General features: G+C 63.2%; 14 protein-coding genes. 5 read left to right on the top strand and 9 right to left on the bottom strand.

Features of this window, described 5'->3' with window-relative positions:
- The first annotated feature begins 94 nt into the window (after positions 1–94).
- Positions 95–388 (top strand): hypothetical protein, encoded by a 294-nt coding sequence (locus tag A5788_RS13125; RefSeq protein ID WP_049700058.1) that lies wholly within the window; start codon positions 95–97, stop codon positions 386–388.
- A 22-nt stretch (positions 389–410) separates the two neighbouring features.
- Here A5788_RS13125 and A5788_RS13130 read toward each other — a convergent pair whose 3' ends face one another.
- Genes A5788_RS13130 through A5788_RS13140 form a run of 3 tightly spaced genes read right to left on the bottom strand, consistent with a single transcriptional unit; the run spans position 411 to position 2,939 of the window.
- On the bottom strand, positions 411–1,562 hold the full coding sequence (locus tag A5788_RS13130) for a CaiB/BaiF CoA transferase family protein (protein ID WP_064865972.1): 1,152 nt from the start codon (positions 1,560–1,562) through the stop codon (positions 411–413).
- On the bottom strand, positions 1,549–2,424 hold the full coding sequence (locus tag A5788_RS13135; RefSeq protein ID WP_064865973.1) for an SDR family oxidoreductase: 876 nt from the start codon (positions 2,422–2,424) through the stop codon (positions 1,549–1,551). Before A5788_RS13135 ends, A5788_RS13130 begins: the two co-directional genes overlap by 14 nt.
- Before the next feature lie 8 nt (positions 2,425–2,432).
- Positions 2,433–2,939 carry a MarR family winged helix-turn-helix transcriptional regulator gene (locus tag A5788_RS13140; protein ID WP_064865975.1) on the bottom strand — a complete coding sequence of 169 codons (507 nt, stop codon included), beginning with the start codon at positions 2,937–2,939 and terminating at the stop codon, positions 2,433–2,435.
- Positions 2,940–3,044: 105 nt separating this feature from the next.
- On the opposite strand from A5788_RS13140, the gene A5788_RS13145 reads away from it, so the two are divergent.
- On the top strand, positions 3,045–4,538 hold the full coding sequence (locus tag A5788_RS13145; RefSeq protein ID WP_064866200.1) for an MFS transporter: 1,494 nt from the start codon (positions 3,045–3,047) through the stop codon (positions 4,536–4,538).
- A 75-nt stretch (positions 4,539–4,613) separates the two neighbouring features.
- On the opposite strand, the gene thpD is transcribed toward A5788_RS13145, so the two are convergent.
- The 6 genes from thpD to A5788_RS13175 all read right to left on the bottom strand — a co-directional run bounded on the left by thpD (position 4,614) and on the right by A5788_RS13175 (position 11,163).
- Positions 4,614–5,504 carry an ectoine hydroxylase gene (gene thpD / locus A5788_RS13150; RefSeq protein ID WP_231895456.1) on the bottom strand — a complete coding sequence of 297 codons (891 nt, stop codon included), beginning with the start codon at positions 5,502–5,504 and terminating at the stop codon, positions 4,614–4,616.
- 220 nt (positions 5,505–5,724) lie between these two features.
- On the bottom strand, positions 5,725–6,834 hold the full coding sequence (locus A5788_RS13155) for an ABC transporter ATP-binding protein (RefSeq protein ID WP_049700063.1): 1,110 nt from the start codon (positions 6,832–6,834) through the stop codon (positions 5,725–5,727).
- Between the two features lie 44 nt (positions 6,835–6,878).
- On the bottom strand, positions 6,879–7,757 hold the full coding sequence (locus A5788_RS13160) for a carbohydrate ABC transporter permease (RefSeq protein ID WP_064865979.1): 879 nt from the start codon (positions 7,755–7,757) through the stop codon (positions 6,879–6,881).
- Positions 7,757–8,701: a carbohydrate ABC transporter permease gene (locus A5788_RS13165; protein ID WP_231894201.1), complete on the bottom strand. Its 945-nt coding sequence runs from the start codon at positions 8,699–8,701 to the stop codon at positions 7,757–7,759. The genes A5788_RS13160 and A5788_RS13165 overlap by 1 nt, the downstream gene beginning before the upstream one ends.
- Positions 8,702–8,719: 18 nt before the next feature.
- On the bottom strand, positions 8,720–9,949 hold the full coding sequence (locus tag A5788_RS13170; protein ID WP_431817067.1) for an ABC transporter substrate-binding protein: 1,230 nt from the start codon (positions 9,947–9,949) through the stop codon (positions 8,720–8,722).
- 149 nt (positions 9,950–10,098) lie between these two features.
- The gene (locus A5788_RS13175; RefSeq protein WP_156525519.1) at positions 10,099–11,163 is read right to left on the bottom strand and encodes a sugar-binding transcriptional regulator; all 1,065 of its coding nucleotides are present in this window, start codon (positions 11,161–11,163) and stop codon (positions 10,099–10,101) included.
- Between the two features lie 125 nt (positions 11,164–11,288).
- Here A5788_RS13175 and A5788_RS13180 point away from each other — a divergent pair, with 125 nt between their 5' ends.
- From A5788_RS13180 to A5788_RS13190, 3 genes are read left to right on the top strand one after another with little or no spacing between them, the layout of a single operon-like run.
- Positions 11,289–12,329, top strand: a complete 1,041-nt coding sequence (locus tag A5788_RS13180) for an NAD(P)-dependent alcohol dehydrogenase (RefSeq protein ID WP_064865984.1) — start codon at positions 11,289–11,291, stop codon at positions 12,327–12,329.
- On the top strand, positions 12,326–13,798 hold the full coding sequence (locus tag A5788_RS13185; protein ID WP_064865986.1) for a mannitol dehydrogenase family protein: 1,473 nt from the start codon (positions 12,326–12,328) through the stop codon (positions 13,796–13,798). The genes A5788_RS13180 and A5788_RS13185 overlap by 4 nt, the downstream gene beginning before the upstream one ends.
- Entirely contained in the window at positions 13,795–15,108 is a 1,314-nt protein-coding gene (locus A5788_RS13190) for a xylulokinase (RefSeq protein ID WP_082937974.1), read from the top strand. Before A5788_RS13185 ends, A5788_RS13190 begins: the two co-directional genes overlap by 4 nt.
- Positions 15,109–15,132 lie beyond the last annotated feature (24 nt).

Consider the following 15,132-nt stretch of genomic DNA (forward strand, 5'->3'; position numbering starts at 1 on the left):
CGTGCCCTGTCGACGCCCGTACTCGCCACCACCGCCCACCACCCGTGTGTCGAGTACGGCCCGCAGGCCCGCCCGACTCCGTAGGATCGTCGCCATGAGGCAGGCAGACGGCACATACTTCGTGACGGCCGAAGAACTGGCCGCGTTCTACGACTCAGGCCAGAAGTACTGGTACATGCGTGACGACGGGTCGACGGACCTGTACTCCGACGAACTGATCATCACGCACGGCTGGCCGATCTATCTGATGGATCGCGACGAGAAGTGGTTCGCCAAGTGGGACGGCAATTACGAGAAGGCCGTCGAGGACGAGCTCAATCCGCATCTCCTCAAGAACTTCGAAGAGCTGATCACCGAGGGCGACTGGCCCAAGGATCACAACGAGTGACCTCAGTCCTCGTTGTCGGCGCCTAGTTGTTGTCGGCGCCTAGTTCCGGCGGTCCGCTGCGATAGGTGACCGGCGTACCCGACATTCGTATCGGGTTCGCGGTCGTCACGATCGCGCTGTCCGGGGTGGAGGCGCGCACGTCGATGCCGAGTTCGTCAGCGAAGTCAAAGGCCTCGGCTACCGAGTTGATCGGTCCCGCAGGCACTCCCGCCGCCGTGAATTCGGCATACCAGTGATCGGCGTCCTTGGTGACGAGCACGGCGGTGATCTCGTCAATCAACTCGTCGCGATGGGCGACCCGCGCCGAGTTCGACGTAAAGCGTTCGTCCGCAGCCAGTTCCGGGCGACCCAGCACCGCGACAGCCTTCTCGAACTGGCCGTTGTTGCCGACCGCCAACGCGATTGGACGGGTTGCCGTCGAGAACACCTGGTAGGGAGTGATACTGGGATGGCGGTTGCCCATTGGCGCAGGGACCACACCTGCGTTGAGAAACCCAGACGCCTGGTTGACCAACGACGACAACGACGCCGAGAACAGGTCGACGTCGACGCGCTGCCCCTGGCCGGTCCGGTCGCGATGGCGGAGTGCGGCAAGGATTCCCAAGCCCGCGTGCAGACCCGCGAGTACGTCGACGACGGCGACTCCTACCTTCACCGGCTCGTCGGGTCCCGATCCGGTGACACTCATCAATCCGCCGACCGCCTGAACCAGCAGGTCGTATCCGGGCAACGCTGCGCCCCCGTCACGACCGAATCCGGTGATCGAGCAGTACACGAGATCCGGTCTTTCCGAGCGTAATTGGTCGTATCCGAGACCGAGTCGCTCCATCGTCCCGGCCCGGAAGTTCTCGATCACGACGTCGGCCTGCAGCGCGATCTCGCGCGCACGGGCCAGATCGTCCGGATCGCGTAGGTCGAGCGTCACCGACTTCTTGTTGCGGTTGACGGACGCGAAATAGGTTGCGGTGCCGTCAGCGGTGAATGGCGGCCCCCACGTTCTGGTGTCGTCGCCCGCCCCCGGACGCTCGATCTTGACGACGTCGGCGCCGAGATCTGCGAGCATCATCGTCGCGTATGGCCCGGCAAGCACGCGGGTGAAGTCGGCGACAACGAGACCGTCGAGAGCTCCTGGCACCCAATCGTTCTCGGGTGATGAGCCTTCAGTAATTGACAACGCGACCCTCCTTGGGAGCCCGGTACATACGCCACAAAGTGCGAGGGATCTCGTGCAACGGCAGCCGGACCGGCCAATCGCGCGACCGGAGATACGCCTCCGTGCCGCCGTCGACCGTGACCACCGATCCCGACATGAAGTCGGCACCCGACGACAGCATGAGCATGACCCACGCAGCGAGCTGCTCCGACGTGCCGTACTCGCGCAACGGAACCGGGAACGACCGGACGTTCTTACCCGACGCCCCTTCGAGCTGCGCCTGCAGCAGCGGGGTCATCACGGGCCCAGGAGCGATGACATTGAGCCGGATACCCGCACCTGCCCAGTCGAGATCGGTACCGTGCACACGACACCATTGGGTCACAGCGAGTTTCGACGCCGCGTAAGCGACCGGTCCTGATAGCGCCCTACCGCGGCGTCGAATGATCGTGGCCGCGGCTGCGGCGTCGCCCTTCAGTAGTTTCCGCACCGCGGACTTCGGCACGAACGGTGTCGAGGTCGTCGAATTGGAACCGAAGACAACCACTTTCGCCTTGTTCGACGCCGCGAGCGCGTCGCGGAGCCCGGTGAGCAGTTCTGTGACACCGAGGGTGTTGACCTCGACAATCGCGCGTTCTGCACCCGCCCTGGGGCCGACTCCCGCGGCTAGCACGGCGCCGTCGAGTACACCGTCACAGAGCGCGAGAATGGCCGCTATTGCGGCGCGTCGACCGTCGGGCGTCGCGAGGTCGGCGATGATGTCGGCATCTCGTTGGTCGACGCCGATGACGGTGTGACCTTGTGTCCGAAGGGATTCCGCCACTGCCGAACCCATTCCGGAGGCGGCTCCGGTGACCACGTAGCGACGCGGAGCGTCGGCCATCGTGCCTCCTATCCGTGTCGCCGCCTGTCGCGGTCGTCGTCGGCCAGCGTACGGTCATACGCGTTGTTGAACGCGTGGAGTTGGCGAAACAGCGCCTCGGGAGATCCGGGACCCATGTCGGAGAGCACACGCTCGAGGCGTCGCGCGCGCAGCAGGCCGTCGTGCTCGAAAGCGTCGAGACCCGCTCTGGTCGGCCTGACCTGCTTGCTGATCGATCCCGCGACGTCGAAGCGCTCGAGGTGGCCGTGCTTGATCGCCGCGTTCACCTGCCGGTTGACGGTCGACTGCTCCAGTTGCATCGCGTCGGTCAACTGTCGGAGCGTGCGAGGTTTGCCGTCGGACAGTATCCACAGCAGGTTGAAAGCGGAGACCTCGAGGATCGAGTCGGGATCGACGTGCGAGCGACGACGGGTCATGCGGAGGAATTCCTCGGCGAGATCGCGATAAAGCGGCGACGGCCAGGGTGCGTAATCATCGCTCGAGTCGTCGGCGCCGCTCACGCGTTCCCTTGTCACACGAATTCCCTTCGCCCTCAACGCTGTCCAGTATGTCCGAAATATCCTAAGGGATTAGGCATATGTAGTTTACATATGTAGTGTGCATATCCCAAGGAGGTGTTCATGTCCGACACTCAATCATCCCCTGCTGCGGAGAATTCGCTGCCGCACGTGGAGAACAAGACCGCGACCGGCGCGGTCGCCACCGTGATCGTCCTCTGCCTCGGCGGACTCGTCGCCGCGTTGATGCAGACGCTCGTGATCCCGATCCAGCCTGAACTGCCACAGTTGCTCGGCACGTCGCGCTCGAACGCCTCGTGGGTCATCACCGCAACGCTGCTCGCCGCGGCCGTGGCCATGCCCATCGCGGGCCGACTCGGTGACATGTTCGGCAAGCAGCGCGTACTGGTCGGCTCGGGCGTCCTACTTGTCGTCGGCTCTGTTGTGTGTGCGCTCAGCGACTCGGTCATTCCGATGATCGTGGGACGCGCCATCCAGGGTCTCGCGATGGGCTTCATCCCCGTCGGTATCAGCTTGATGCGTGAGGTGACCCCACCGAAGATCACGTCGATGGCCATCGCCGCGATGAGTGCCACCCTCGGCGTTGGCGGCGCAATCGGTCTGCCGCTCTCGGCATGGATCGCGCAGACGTGGAACTGGCACGCCCTGTTCTGGGTTGCTGCGGCACTCGGCGCAGTCGTGCTGCTGCTGGTCATCTTCGTCGTGCCACATGTTCCCGACGCCGCGGGCGGTCGGCTCGACATCATCGGCGCGATCGGCCTGGCCATCGGTCTGTGTGCTGCGTTGATCGCAGTCTCGAAGGGAAATGACTGGGGTTGGGCATCGGGTACGACGCTCGGCCTTCTCGCGGCAGGCATCGTCGTCTTGATCGCCTGGGGCTTCTATCAGTTGCGCGCGTCCGACCCACTCGTCGACCTGCGCACCACCGCGCAGCCTGCGGTGCTGCTGACCAACATCGCCGCGATCGCGATCGGTTTCGGCATGATGGCGCAATCGGTCGTCATCCCAGCTCTGCTCGAGATGCCGAAGGAAACCGGGATCGGACTCGGCCAAACGATGCTGGCAGCGGGACTCTGGATGGCTCCCGGTGGCCTGATGATGCTGGTCTTCTCGCCGGTGTCGGGCATCCTGATCAACAAGATCGGCGCCAAGTACACCCTGGTGATCGGCGCTACCGTTCTCGGCGTCGGCTACCTGATCGCACTGTTCCTGATGAACTCGCCGTGGCAGCTGATGGTCGCGTCGATCATCGCGGCCTCCGGCGTCGGAATCGGGTACGCGGCCATGCCGACACTGATCATGGGTTCAGTTCCGATGACCAAAGCCGGTGCGGCAGTTGGCCTCAATGGCTTGATGCGATCGATCGGCACCACGGTGTCATCGGCCGTCATGGCGGTCCTGCTCACCACTGCAACGGTGTCGCTCGGCGGCCAGGACATGCCGTCGCACACGTCGTTCCGTCTGTGCTTCCTCGTCGGAGCGATCGCGGCGTTCGTCGGCGCCGCGATCACGCTCACGATTCCCAAGCGCGGCCCGCAGCCGGTACCGACTGCGGTGTCGTCGGACGACGCTCCGGCGGTGCCCGCCGCCAACTGACGGTCGGCAGATACGCGCACGAGCATCTCACCGAGAGTGGGGGACGAGTTCTCGTCCCCCACTTTTCGCGTTCACTCAGCGATGAGCCAGATAGTCCGGGCGTGGCGCGCCGGACGCGAAAGGTGCTTGCAGCGCATTCGATTTCGCATTGAACACGACGAAGAGGTTGCTGCGCGGATAGGGCGTGATGTTGCCCGACGACGCGTGCATGCAGTTCGAATCGAAATACAGCGCCGTACCCGCAGGGCCGGTGATCATGTCGATGCCATGCTCGTCCGCCAACGCCGTCACGTCGGATTCCTCGGGCGTCCCGAACGGCGGGCGGTACGACACCAGTGACTGATTGTGGTAGCCGTCTGGAGTCTGTCCGACGCACCCGACGAACTGCTCGTGGGAACCCGGGATGATCATCAACGCGCCGTTGGTGACGAGATTCGGGGTCAGAGCAAGCGAAACGCTGAGTGCACGCGGTGTCGGCATGCCGTCCTCGGCGTGCCACGTCTCGAAATCGGAGTGCCAGTAGAACGGGCCACCCGCAAATCCTGGTTTGAGGTTGATGCGACTCTGGTGGATGTAGACGTCGTCGCCAAGTATTTGCCTTGCGATACCGGCGATTTCGGTGCGATCACACATCTCGGCGATCGCGTCGCTGAGCTGGTGGACCGCGAAAAGTGAACGCACGTCGCCGCTCGACGACTCGCGAACCACGCGTTCATCGACGCCCAGCCTGTCGGTGATGGCCGCGACCTCTGTAAGGCACGTGTCGATGTCGCTGTCGGACAACACATTTTCGGCGACGTGGTAGCCACGGTCGCGGTAGCCGTCAACCTCGGCAACCGACAGCGGCCCTCGTGCGTCGTGCTCCCAGACGACAGGGTGTGGGCGGGGTTCTATCTCTCCGTGATCGGCAAGACGTGTTCGGTACACATCCACCGGGCGGCTGGCCGTTCGAGTTTCTGTGATCAACGCTGATCCTTCCCTCAATCTGCATTTCGCCATGTTCGAGTGCTCATGCAGCGGGGCCGCAGGGAAACTCGTACCGGCCTGCAGATGGCGGGTTGGCACGAAACCACGCCGCGGCCCATGCACTCGCGGAGTCTACGTACCCAAACCAGGCGCGTAAACCATCGAAGTGGTTCTCAGACCACCGAAAGGGCAGTGCCACCTGCACAGATGGCAAGAGGAATCAGTTCAGCCGCTCCCCCGTCTCGGGATGAAAGAGGTGTACCGCGCGATCGGCTTGGCGCAGTCGGATACCGTCGCCCCGCTTGGCCGGCGCGCGATCGGCCGAGCGGATCACCACGGTCATCGGATCGCCGTCGAGATTCCTGATCGAGTCGTCCACCAGGGACGCGTACACGTAGGTCTCACTACCGAGTTCCTCGAGAAGAGCGACGTCGGCGTCGATACCCGAATCTCCGTCGTCTGCCAGGGCGAGGTGCTCCGGCCGAATACCAACAGTCACTGATGACACGCCAGACTTACGCAGCGCCGCTTGAGATTCCGCGTCAAGATCCACACTTGCGTTACCGATCCCCACAGCGCCGTCGGTGACCGGAGCGGTGAACAGGTTCATCGACGGCGATCCGATGAAGCCGGCCACGAAGGCGTTACGAGGTCGGTCATACAGTTCGGTCGGAGTGGAGAACTGTTGCAGCACTCCGTTCTTCAGTACCGCAACCCGATCGCCCATCGTCATGGCCTCGACCTGGTCGTGGGTGACATACACCGTCGTGGTGCCGAGCCGACGCTGCAGTGCCGCGATCTGAGTTCTGGTTTGCACCCGCAGCTTGGCGTCGAGGTTCGACAACGGCTCATCCATGCAGAACACCTGCGGTTCACGCACGATCGCACGGCCCATCGCCACTCGTTGCCGTTGCCCGCCCGAGAGCTTTGCGGGTTTGCGATCGAGGAAGTCGGTGAGGTCGAGTAGCTTTGCCGCTTCGGCGACCTTGGCCTTACGCTCGTCTGCGGGTACTCCCCGCATCTTGAGCGCGAATCCCATGTTCTCCCCGACCGTCTTGTTGGGGTACAGCGCGTAGTTCTGGAACACCATCGCGATGTCCCGGTCCTTGGGTGCAACACCCACCATGCTGTTCCCGCCGATATGGATTGCGCCGGAGTCGATCTCTTCGAGCCCTGCGAGCATTCGAAGGGCAGTCGACTTGCCTGATCCCGACGGACCGACCAGAACGATGAACTCGCCGTCCTCGATATCGAGGTCGAGTGAGTCGACAGCCAGTTTCTCGGCGCCGGGATAGACGCAGCAGGCCTTGTCGTAGGTGATGGAAGCCATTGTGAACTCCTGTGTGTGCTGAAAGATGTTGGATTGTCTAGTGACTACTTGATGGCGCCGAAGGACAGGCCGCGGACGAGCTTGTTCTGCGCGATCCACCCGCAGACGACGACGGGAAGTGCGGTCAACACCGACGCCGCGGACAGTTGCGCCCAGTACAGTCCCTGCCCGGACATGAACCCGGTGAGGAAGACCGGCATGGTTTGCGCGTTGACCGCGGTCATGTTGACGGCGAAAAAGAACTCGTTCCACGAGAAGATGACGCATATCAGTGCAGTGGCGGCGATACCGGGTGAGATGAGCGGCAAGATCACCTCGCGCACGGCGGTCCACATACTCGCGCCGTCGATACTGGCCGCCTCCAAGAGTTCTCCGGGCACTTCGAGGAAGAACGACCGCATCATCCACACGGCAATCGGCAGGTTCATCGCCGTGTACAGAATGATCAACGTCCAGACGTTGTCGAGCATCCCCAGTTTTCCGACGATCACGTACAGCGGGATGATCGCCGCGACGATGGGCAACATCTTCGTACTGATGAAGAAGAACAACGCGTCCTTGGTCTTACGCACCGGGCGCAGCGACAGCGCGAAAGCTGCTGGTACACCGAGAAGCAACACCAGGATCGTCGAGACCACGGTGGCGCACAACGAATTCAGCAGCGGGGTGCCGATCCCGGCGTCGAACACATTGCGGAACTGCTGCAGGGTGGGCGTGAAGAAGAAGGTGGGCGGGTTGGTAGCCGCGTCACTCTCTTGCTTGAACGCCGTCAGCACCATCCACAACACCGGGAAGAAGAACCCGATGGCGAGTATCCAGGTGATCGCGGTCAGCACACCGCCGCGCGGATCGCGTCGACGTCGGATGGTCGGGGTCGGCGTCGAGGGAGACGTCGACGTTGTCGGGGTGGCGGTGGCGGTCATCAGGCTGCCTCCTCGGTTCCGGTGAATGATTTGAAGATCAGTCGAAGTGCCAGCGAGGCAACGACTATCGTCCCGATGACGGTGACGACACCCATCGCGGCGGCCTGGCCGATGTCGAATCCGAGGAACGCCCGCTGGTAGATGTAGAACGACAGGTTGGAACTGGCCACACCCGGCCCGCCCGCCGTCATCATGTAGACCGCATCGAAGGTGTTCACCAGATAGATCGCACCGAGTACTGTGCCCAGTTCGATGAAGCGACGCAGGTGCGGGAGCGTCAACTCGCGGAACAGCCGGAAGCTGGTCGCACCGTCGACTCGCGCTGCCTCCTGGATGTCGCGCGGCATCGACTGCAGCCCAGCGAGAATGAGAAGCATCATGAACGGCGTCCACTGCCAGATCAATTCGGCCATCACGCTCATGAGTGGGAACTGCGACAGCCAGTCGACGTGAATTCCCAAGGGGCTCAACGCCCAGTTCACCAAACCATTGGTCGGCGAGAGAAGGCTGGTCTTCCACAGAAGTGCCGCCGCAACGGGTGTCACCAGGAATGGGGTGATGAGCAGGGTGCGTACGATCCCTCGCCCCAAGAACTTTCGGTCGAGCAGCAGCGCGAAGAGCAGACCCAATGCGACCGAGATCAGCACCGTTCCCACAATCAGCACGATGGTGTTGAGCGTGACCTTCCAGAACTGACTATCGGAGAAGACGGCGCCGTAGTTGTCGAGTCCGACGAATCGACGCGAACCGGGGCGCACCAGATTCCAGGACTGTGTCGAGTAGTAGAGGGTGAACACGAACGGAATCTGTGTCACCACGATCATGAAGATCAGCGCGGGTAGCAGCGGTCCCCGCCTGCGCCAACCCTCGGCGCGCGTGATCTGGTCGCGCTTGGACGTTACCGCCTTACCCGAACCGGCATCGGGTTGCGCCGGCGGTGTCATGACTGCAGTCGCCATGGTCTACCTCTCCCTCTGATAGGACTTACCGACGACCTGCGCGTACTGCTGCGCCTGCTCCAGTGCGTCATGAACACTGATCTGACCTGCGATCGCGGCCGAGATCTGTTGGCTGACACGGGTACCGAGGTCCTGGAACTCTGGGATCGCGAGGAACTGGATTCCGGTGTAGGGCACCGGCTTGAGCGTCGGCTTGAGCTGATCTGCCGCCTGCATCGCCGACAGCGTCTGCTCGGCGAACGGCTGCGAGATCTTCTGATAAGCGGGCAACTGGTAGGTCGACATTCTGCTACCCGGCGGCACGTGCGTCGCACCGAGTGTTGTTGCGACGTGCTGGATGTAGCTCTTGTTGGTCATCCAGTCGATGAACTTCCAGGCGTCGTCCTTGTTGTCGCTGCTCGACGGGATACCGAGTGACCAGGTGTAGAGCCACCCGTTGTCATTCTTGGCCATGGTCGGCGCGGGTAGGTAGCCGACGTCGCCGGCGATCGTGGAGTCGTCTGGACTCTCGAGAACCGAGACCGCTGACGTGGCGTCGTACCACATCGCAACCTGCCCCTGCGACATCAGGTTTCCGCATTCTTGGAAACCGGAAGACGATGCGCCGGCCTCGCCGTACCTGCGAACGGTGTCGACATACATCTGCACCGCCGCCTCGACCTCCGGGCTGGTCAGTTGAGCGTTCCAGTCCTCGTCGAACCAACGTCCGCCGTACGCGTTGATCACCGTGTTGAGCGGCGCAAGCACCTCGCCCCATCCGGGCTTGCCACGTAGGCAGATTCCCGCTGTCTGGTCGTTGGTGAGACGGCGTGCTGCGTCGGCGACCTGTGGCCACGTCGGGGTGGCAGGTAGATTCACACCCGCCTTTGCGAAGAGCTTCTTGTTGTACATCAGAAACGACGACTCACCGTAGAAGGGCGCCGAGTACATCTGCCCGTTGTAGGAAAGTGCTGATTTGAGCGACGGTATGAAATCGTCTGCGTCGTAGGACGAATCGGCATTCATGTAGGGCGTCAGGTTGACCAGCCAGCCATATTTGGCCCACATGGGTGTCTCGTAGTTGCTGATCATCACCACGTCGAACTCGCCACCGCCGGTCGAGACCGACGCGGTGATCTTCGCTCGTGCCTCGTTCTCCGACAACGTCACGAACTTGACGTGCACACCCGGATTCTGTTGTTCGAACTGCTCGGAGAGCTTGACGGCGTCTTGCATCTGCGAGTTCGACACCATGGCGACGGTGACCTCTCGGCTGCCTCCGCCAAGCGAACCCGCGCCCGAACACCCGGTGACGAAAGCGAGTGATGCAGCGGCACACACCGCGGCAAGTATGTATGTCGTCCGTCGTCGCACAGCGCGATGGCTCCGGAGTCTCAGTGACCTCACTGTCGGCCTTTCTCTTGCGTGACAAGCCATTCGGCGGTTTCGGTATCGGTCACCAGAATGGTGGCGAAACCTCCGCGCAGGGCTCCGAGTATCGATTCACGGCGGTGAACTCCACCGGATACGAGAATGGATGTGGGACAAGCGCGCACGGCGTCGAGCGGCACAGAGACCGTCCGTTCCACGAGGCTCGATGAAACGGGCTCGCCCGCCGCGTCGTAGAAGCGTCCACCGATCTCTCCCACCGCGCCCAGCTCGATGAGCTCGTCGAGCACGATGGCGTCGATGTACGCACCCTCGAACAGCGTCGTCGAGGTGGACACGGAGCCCACTCCGAAGAGCATGATGTGAGCACCTCGCGCTGCGGAAAGCGATTGGGACAGAATCGAATCGCGGTTGAGGGCGGTAACGGTCTCTGCATCGACGTAGAGCGGGGCGACCAGCCGCAGTGGTTGCGCATGCAGTCGTTCGGAGAATCTCGCGAGCGCGTGATCGACGCCGGTGTGGTACTCGACGGATGTCATCGAACCATCCATCTGGACCACCCGTTGACACGACCCCGAGGCGCTCATCGCATCGGCGACCGCGACTTGTTCAGGGCCCCAGGTGAATCCGAATGTGTCCGTGGACTGGATGCGGCGTGCGAGGACCGAAGCCCCGGCCCGACCGAGTGCTGCGTTACCGGACGTGGTCCCGTCGGCGACCTCATCGATGACCAGCGCCTCGTCGAGTCCGAAAGCCCGCTCGACACTCCGCTCGAGATCGGTGTGAATCGACGCGGAGAGGTGCGGCGGAGCCGAGACCGTCACCTGAACGAGGCCCTGCGCCCGAGCACGTGCCACCAGCCGCCCGGCGGTCGGGCGTGAGACGCCGAGACGCGCGGCGATCTCGGCTTGGGTCAGGCCCTCGAGGTGGTACATCGTTGCCGCCCGGACCAGCAACCTCAGATCCGATCCACTATCCGACGTCGCGCGGGACGTCGAACGTGAAGAGGTACCGGCATCGGAATGCGTCGCCTCGGCTCGGGTCTGTGCCGGTGTCTTGTTGCGTGTCGCCATGAGCATCGCCTGTTCGCGTGATGTCGACCGGTGAGCATTTGCTCACTAGCGGTGAATATGCTCAATACGCTAACATTCGTAATGTGAGCCACGCAACATCCTCGACGACGAGTGATCAGGGACTCCACGCAATGCGGGCTTCGGTTCTCTCGCCTGGCCGACAGCTGACCGTGGAGACCAGACCCGTACCCCGACCCGGCCCCGGAGATGTCCTTGTGCAGGTCAGCGCGGTCGGAATATGCGGTTCGGACACGCACTACCTGCGCCACGGACGCATTGGTGAGCACGTGGTGCGCGAGCCGCTGATCCTCGGACACGAGGCCGCCGGGGTGATCGTCGACGTCGGAGCGGGTGTCCAATCCTCACGCATCGGCCAGCGCGTGTCGATAGAGCCACAGCGACCCGACCCGACGAGCACGGAGACGATGCGTGGTGACTACCACCTGTGCCCGGCCATGCGCTTCTACGGAACGCCCCCGGTCGACGGCGCACTGACCGAGTTCGTGACGATCGGTTCCGCATTCGCGCATGCCGTACCCGACGACGTGAGCGACGAGGCTGCCGCACTTTTCGAACCCCTGTCGGTCGGTCTCGCGTCGATCGCGAAAGCATCGGTTCGACTTGGTGATTCACTTCTGATCAGCGGAGCGGGGCCGATCGGGCTGATGTGCGCGCAGGTAGCCCGTGCAGCCGGGCTCTCGCGAATCGTCGTGAGCGAGCCCGACGAACAGCGCCGGTCGCAGGCACTCCGATTCGGGGCAACCGATGTCGCCGTTCCCGGCACGGCCATCGCACCCGTGGACGCATTCGTCGACGCGAGCGGCGCGCCGGCAGCGGTTACCGCGGGCATCTCCGCTCTTCGACCCGGAGGCCGTGCTGTGCTCGTCGGCATGGGTGCCGACACCATGGAACTGCCCATATCGTTGATACAGAACCGCGAGATCGTCCTGACGGGCGTCTTCCGCTATGCAAACACCTGGCCAACGGCGACCCGACTTGCCACCACCGGCGCCGTCGACCTCGACTCCATGGTCACCGCCCGTTTCGGACTCGACGAGCTGTCTGAGGCGCTCAACGCCGATCACATCACGGGGCATATCAAAGCTGTTGTGTATCCGGCACTCTCGCGCTACACCGAACCCCGACCCGACACCCGAAAGGCGCACTCGTGAGTATCCGGCTCAGCAACGATGCTCTTCCAGCAATCACCGACACCTCGACGCCCGGCTACGACCGCGCACACGTCACCGTCGGAATCGTCCATTTCGGTGTCGGCGGCTTTCACCGTGCGCACCAAGCAATGTATGTCGATCGCCTTCTCGCCGAACCCGAGGCACGATCGTGGGGTATCTGCGGTGTCGGTGTCCGGCCTGCCGATCAGGCGATGCGCGACGCCCTCGTGCCCCAGGACGGGCTCTACACATTGACCCTCAAGAGTCCTGATGGCGCTGTCGAGACCTCGGTGATCGGTTCGATCGTCGAGTATCTCTACGCCCCAGACGATCCCGAGACCGTCCTTGATCGGCTCGCCGATCCCGAAACCCGCATCGTGTCACTCACCGTCACCGAGGGCGGCTACAACTTCTCCCCTGCGACAGGTGAATTCGACGTCGAGAATCCCGCCATAGTCGCAGATCTGAGCGGAACTCAGTCTCTGACAACGGTTTTCGGGCTGGTGACTGAAGCTCTCGCACGCCGACGTGCACGCGGACTTCCGTCGTTCACCGTGATGTCGTGCGACAACATCCAGGGCAACGGGCACATCGCCCGCTCGACGTTCCTCGCCTACGCGCATCTGCGTGATCCTGAGCTCGCCCGGTGGATCGACACCCGCACGTCGTTTCCCAATTCGATGGTCGACAGGATAACGCCGGTCACCCCACCTGAACTGGCGGCGGAGGTCGAGGCACGCACCGGCATCGTCGACAACTGGCCCGTCGTCGCCGAGCCATTCACCCAATGGGTCCTCGAGGACTCGTTCAGCAACGGACGACCCGCGCTGGAAAACGTCGGTGTACAGATCGTCGACGACGTCACGCCGTACGAGCTCATGAAGTTACGTCTGCTCAATGCGAGCCACCAAGCGTTGTGCTACTTCGGTTACCTACTCGGCTACCGCTACGTTCACGACGCCGCAATCGATTCCGACATCCGTGAACTGTTGCGCCGCTACATGCTCGACGAGGCAGAACCGGCACTTGCACCATTGCCCGGTGTCGACGTCAACGCATATATAGACACACTTCTCGAGCGCTTCGCCAATCCCGCCATCGCCGACACGATCGCACGCCTGTGCCAGGATTCCTCAGACCGAATTCCCAAGTGGCTCGTACCCGTGATTCGCGAGCGGCTCGGCGCGGGTGGCAACGTCGATCTTGCCGCTGCCGTGGTGGCGAGTTGGACTCGATATGCCGAAGGCATCGACGAGAACGGCGATGCGATTGATGTCGTCGATCCGAAGGCCGACGAGCTCGTGCCACTGGCACAGAAGTCGCGGACCGAACCGCTCGCCTTCGTGTCGGAACGAGGGCTCTTCGGCGAACTCGCTGACCATGACGGCTTCACCACGCCCTACCTGTGGGCGCTGGAAACTCTGCGTACCAAGGGTTCCCGCGAGACCCTGAAGGACTTGCTCTCATGACACTCGTGGCGGGGATCGACTCGTCGACGCAATCCTGCAAGGTCGTGATCTGTGATGCCGAGACCGGCACCGTCGTTCGCTCAGCGCGCGCGCCACACCCGCCGGGTACCGAAGTAGATCCCGAGCTCTGGTGGACTGCGTTGCGCGAGGCCGTCTCCGCCGCAGGCGGCCTCGACGACGTCGCGGCCGTGTCCGTGGCCGGACAGCAACACGGCATGATCTGCCTGGACGAGTCGGGCAGGGTGATTCGAAATGCATTGTTGTGGAACGACACCCGGTCAGCGACGAGCGCCGCCGACCTGATCGACGAGCTCGGCGGACCCGAGAAGTGGGCGGAAGCGGTCGGCGTCGTCCCGGTTGCCTCGATCACTGCGGCAAAGCTACGTTGGCTCGCCGACAATGAGCCTCAGAACGCCGACATAACTGCCGCTGTGTGTCTTCCCCACGATTGGCTGACGTGGAGACTGTCCGGGTCGAACGACATCGCCACACTGACCACCGACCGCAGCGATGCTTCGGGAACGGGATACTTCAGCGCGGCCCGAGGCGAATACCGCCTCGACCTTCTTGAACTTGCACTGCGCGGACGAACTCCGTTGTTGCCCGAAGTGATCGGGCCTGAACAGGCCGCCGCAGGAATCCCTGGTGGCGCGCTACTCGGCGCGGGACTCGGCGACAACGCCGCCGCTGCACTCGGACTACAGGCCGGTCCGGGCGACGCGATTGTCTCGCTGGGTACCTCCGGAGTCATCAGTGCTGTCACCGATGTCGCGCCGTGCGATCCATCCGGCATTGTCGCGGGGTTCGCCGATGGCACCGGCCGCCATCTGCCGTTGGTGTGCACGCTGAACGGTGCACCGGTTCTCGCCGCAACCGCGAGAATGCTCGGCGTCGACCTCGATGAGTTTGCACGACTGGCGATCTCGGCCCCCGCAGGCGCACACGGATTGCGTCTCGTGCCCTACTTCGCCGGAGAGCGATCACCGAACCTGCCCGATGCGACTGGATCGCTGACGGGGATCACGACCGAGAACTTCACGGCGCCATCGGTCGCACGTGCTGCCGTTGAAGGACTACTCGGCTCGCTGGTGTGGTGCCGGGAGCAGATCGAGGCGCAGGGTGTCGACGTCGAGAGAGTCCTTCTCATCGGAGGTGGAGCGAAGTCGCCGGCGATACGTGCCGTCGCACCATCAGTCTTCGAAGGCACCGTCATTTTTCCCGCCGAAAGTGAATGGGTCGCACTCGGGGCGGCCCGACAGGCTGCCTGGACACTGACCGGGCATCTGCCGGGGTGGTCGGTGGCGACGTAGCGGATATGAGCTATTCCCCGTCCT

This window comes from Gordonia sp. 852002-50816_SCH5313054-c (assembly GCF_001665925.1).
Classification (GTDB): domain Bacteria; phylum Actinomycetota; class Actinomycetes; order Mycobacteriales; family Mycobacteriaceae; genus Gordonia; species Gordonia jacobaea.

Excerpts from the sequence above, each read along its gene's own strand:
- A5788_RS13125 (WP_049700058.1), top strand. The coding sequence starts at position 95 with ATGAGGCAGGCAGACGGCACATACTTCGTGACGGCCGAAGAACTGGCC.
- A5788_RS13135 (WP_064865973.1), bottom strand. The coding sequence starts at position 2,424 with ATGGCCGACGCTCCGCGTCGCTACGTGGTCACCGGAGCCGCCTCCGGA.
- A5788_RS13145 (WP_064866200.1), top strand. The coding sequence starts at position 3,045 with ATGTCCGACACTCAATCATCCCCTGCTGCGGAGAATTCGCTGCCGCAC.
- A5788_RS13155 (WP_049700063.1), bottom strand. The coding sequence starts at position 6,834 with ATGGCTTCCATCACCTACGACAAGGCCTGCTGCGTCTATCCCGGCGCC.
- A5788_RS13160 (WP_064865979.1), bottom strand. The coding sequence starts at position 7,757 with ATGACCGCCACCGCCACCCCGACAACGTCGACGTCTCCCTCGACGCCG.
- A5788_RS13165 (WP_231894201.1), bottom strand. The coding sequence starts at position 8,701 with ATGACACCGCCGGCGCAACCCGATGCCGGTTCGGGTAAGGCGGTAACG.
- A5788_RS13170 (WP_431817067.1), bottom strand. The coding sequence starts at position 9,949 with ATGGTGTCGAACTCGCAGATGCAAGACGCCGTCAAGCTCTCCGAGCAG.
- A5788_RS13175 (WP_156525519.1), bottom strand. The coding sequence starts at position 11,163 with ATGCTCATGGCGACACGCAACAAGACACCGGCACAGACCCGAGCCGAG.
- A5788_RS13180 (WP_064865984.1), top strand. The coding sequence starts at position 11,289 with ATGCGGGCTTCGGTTCTCTCGCCTGGCCGACAGCTGACCGTGGAGACC.
- A5788_RS13190 (WP_082937974.1), top strand. The coding sequence starts at position 13,795 with ATGACACTCGTGGCGGGGATCGACTCGTCGACGCAATCCTGCAAGGTC.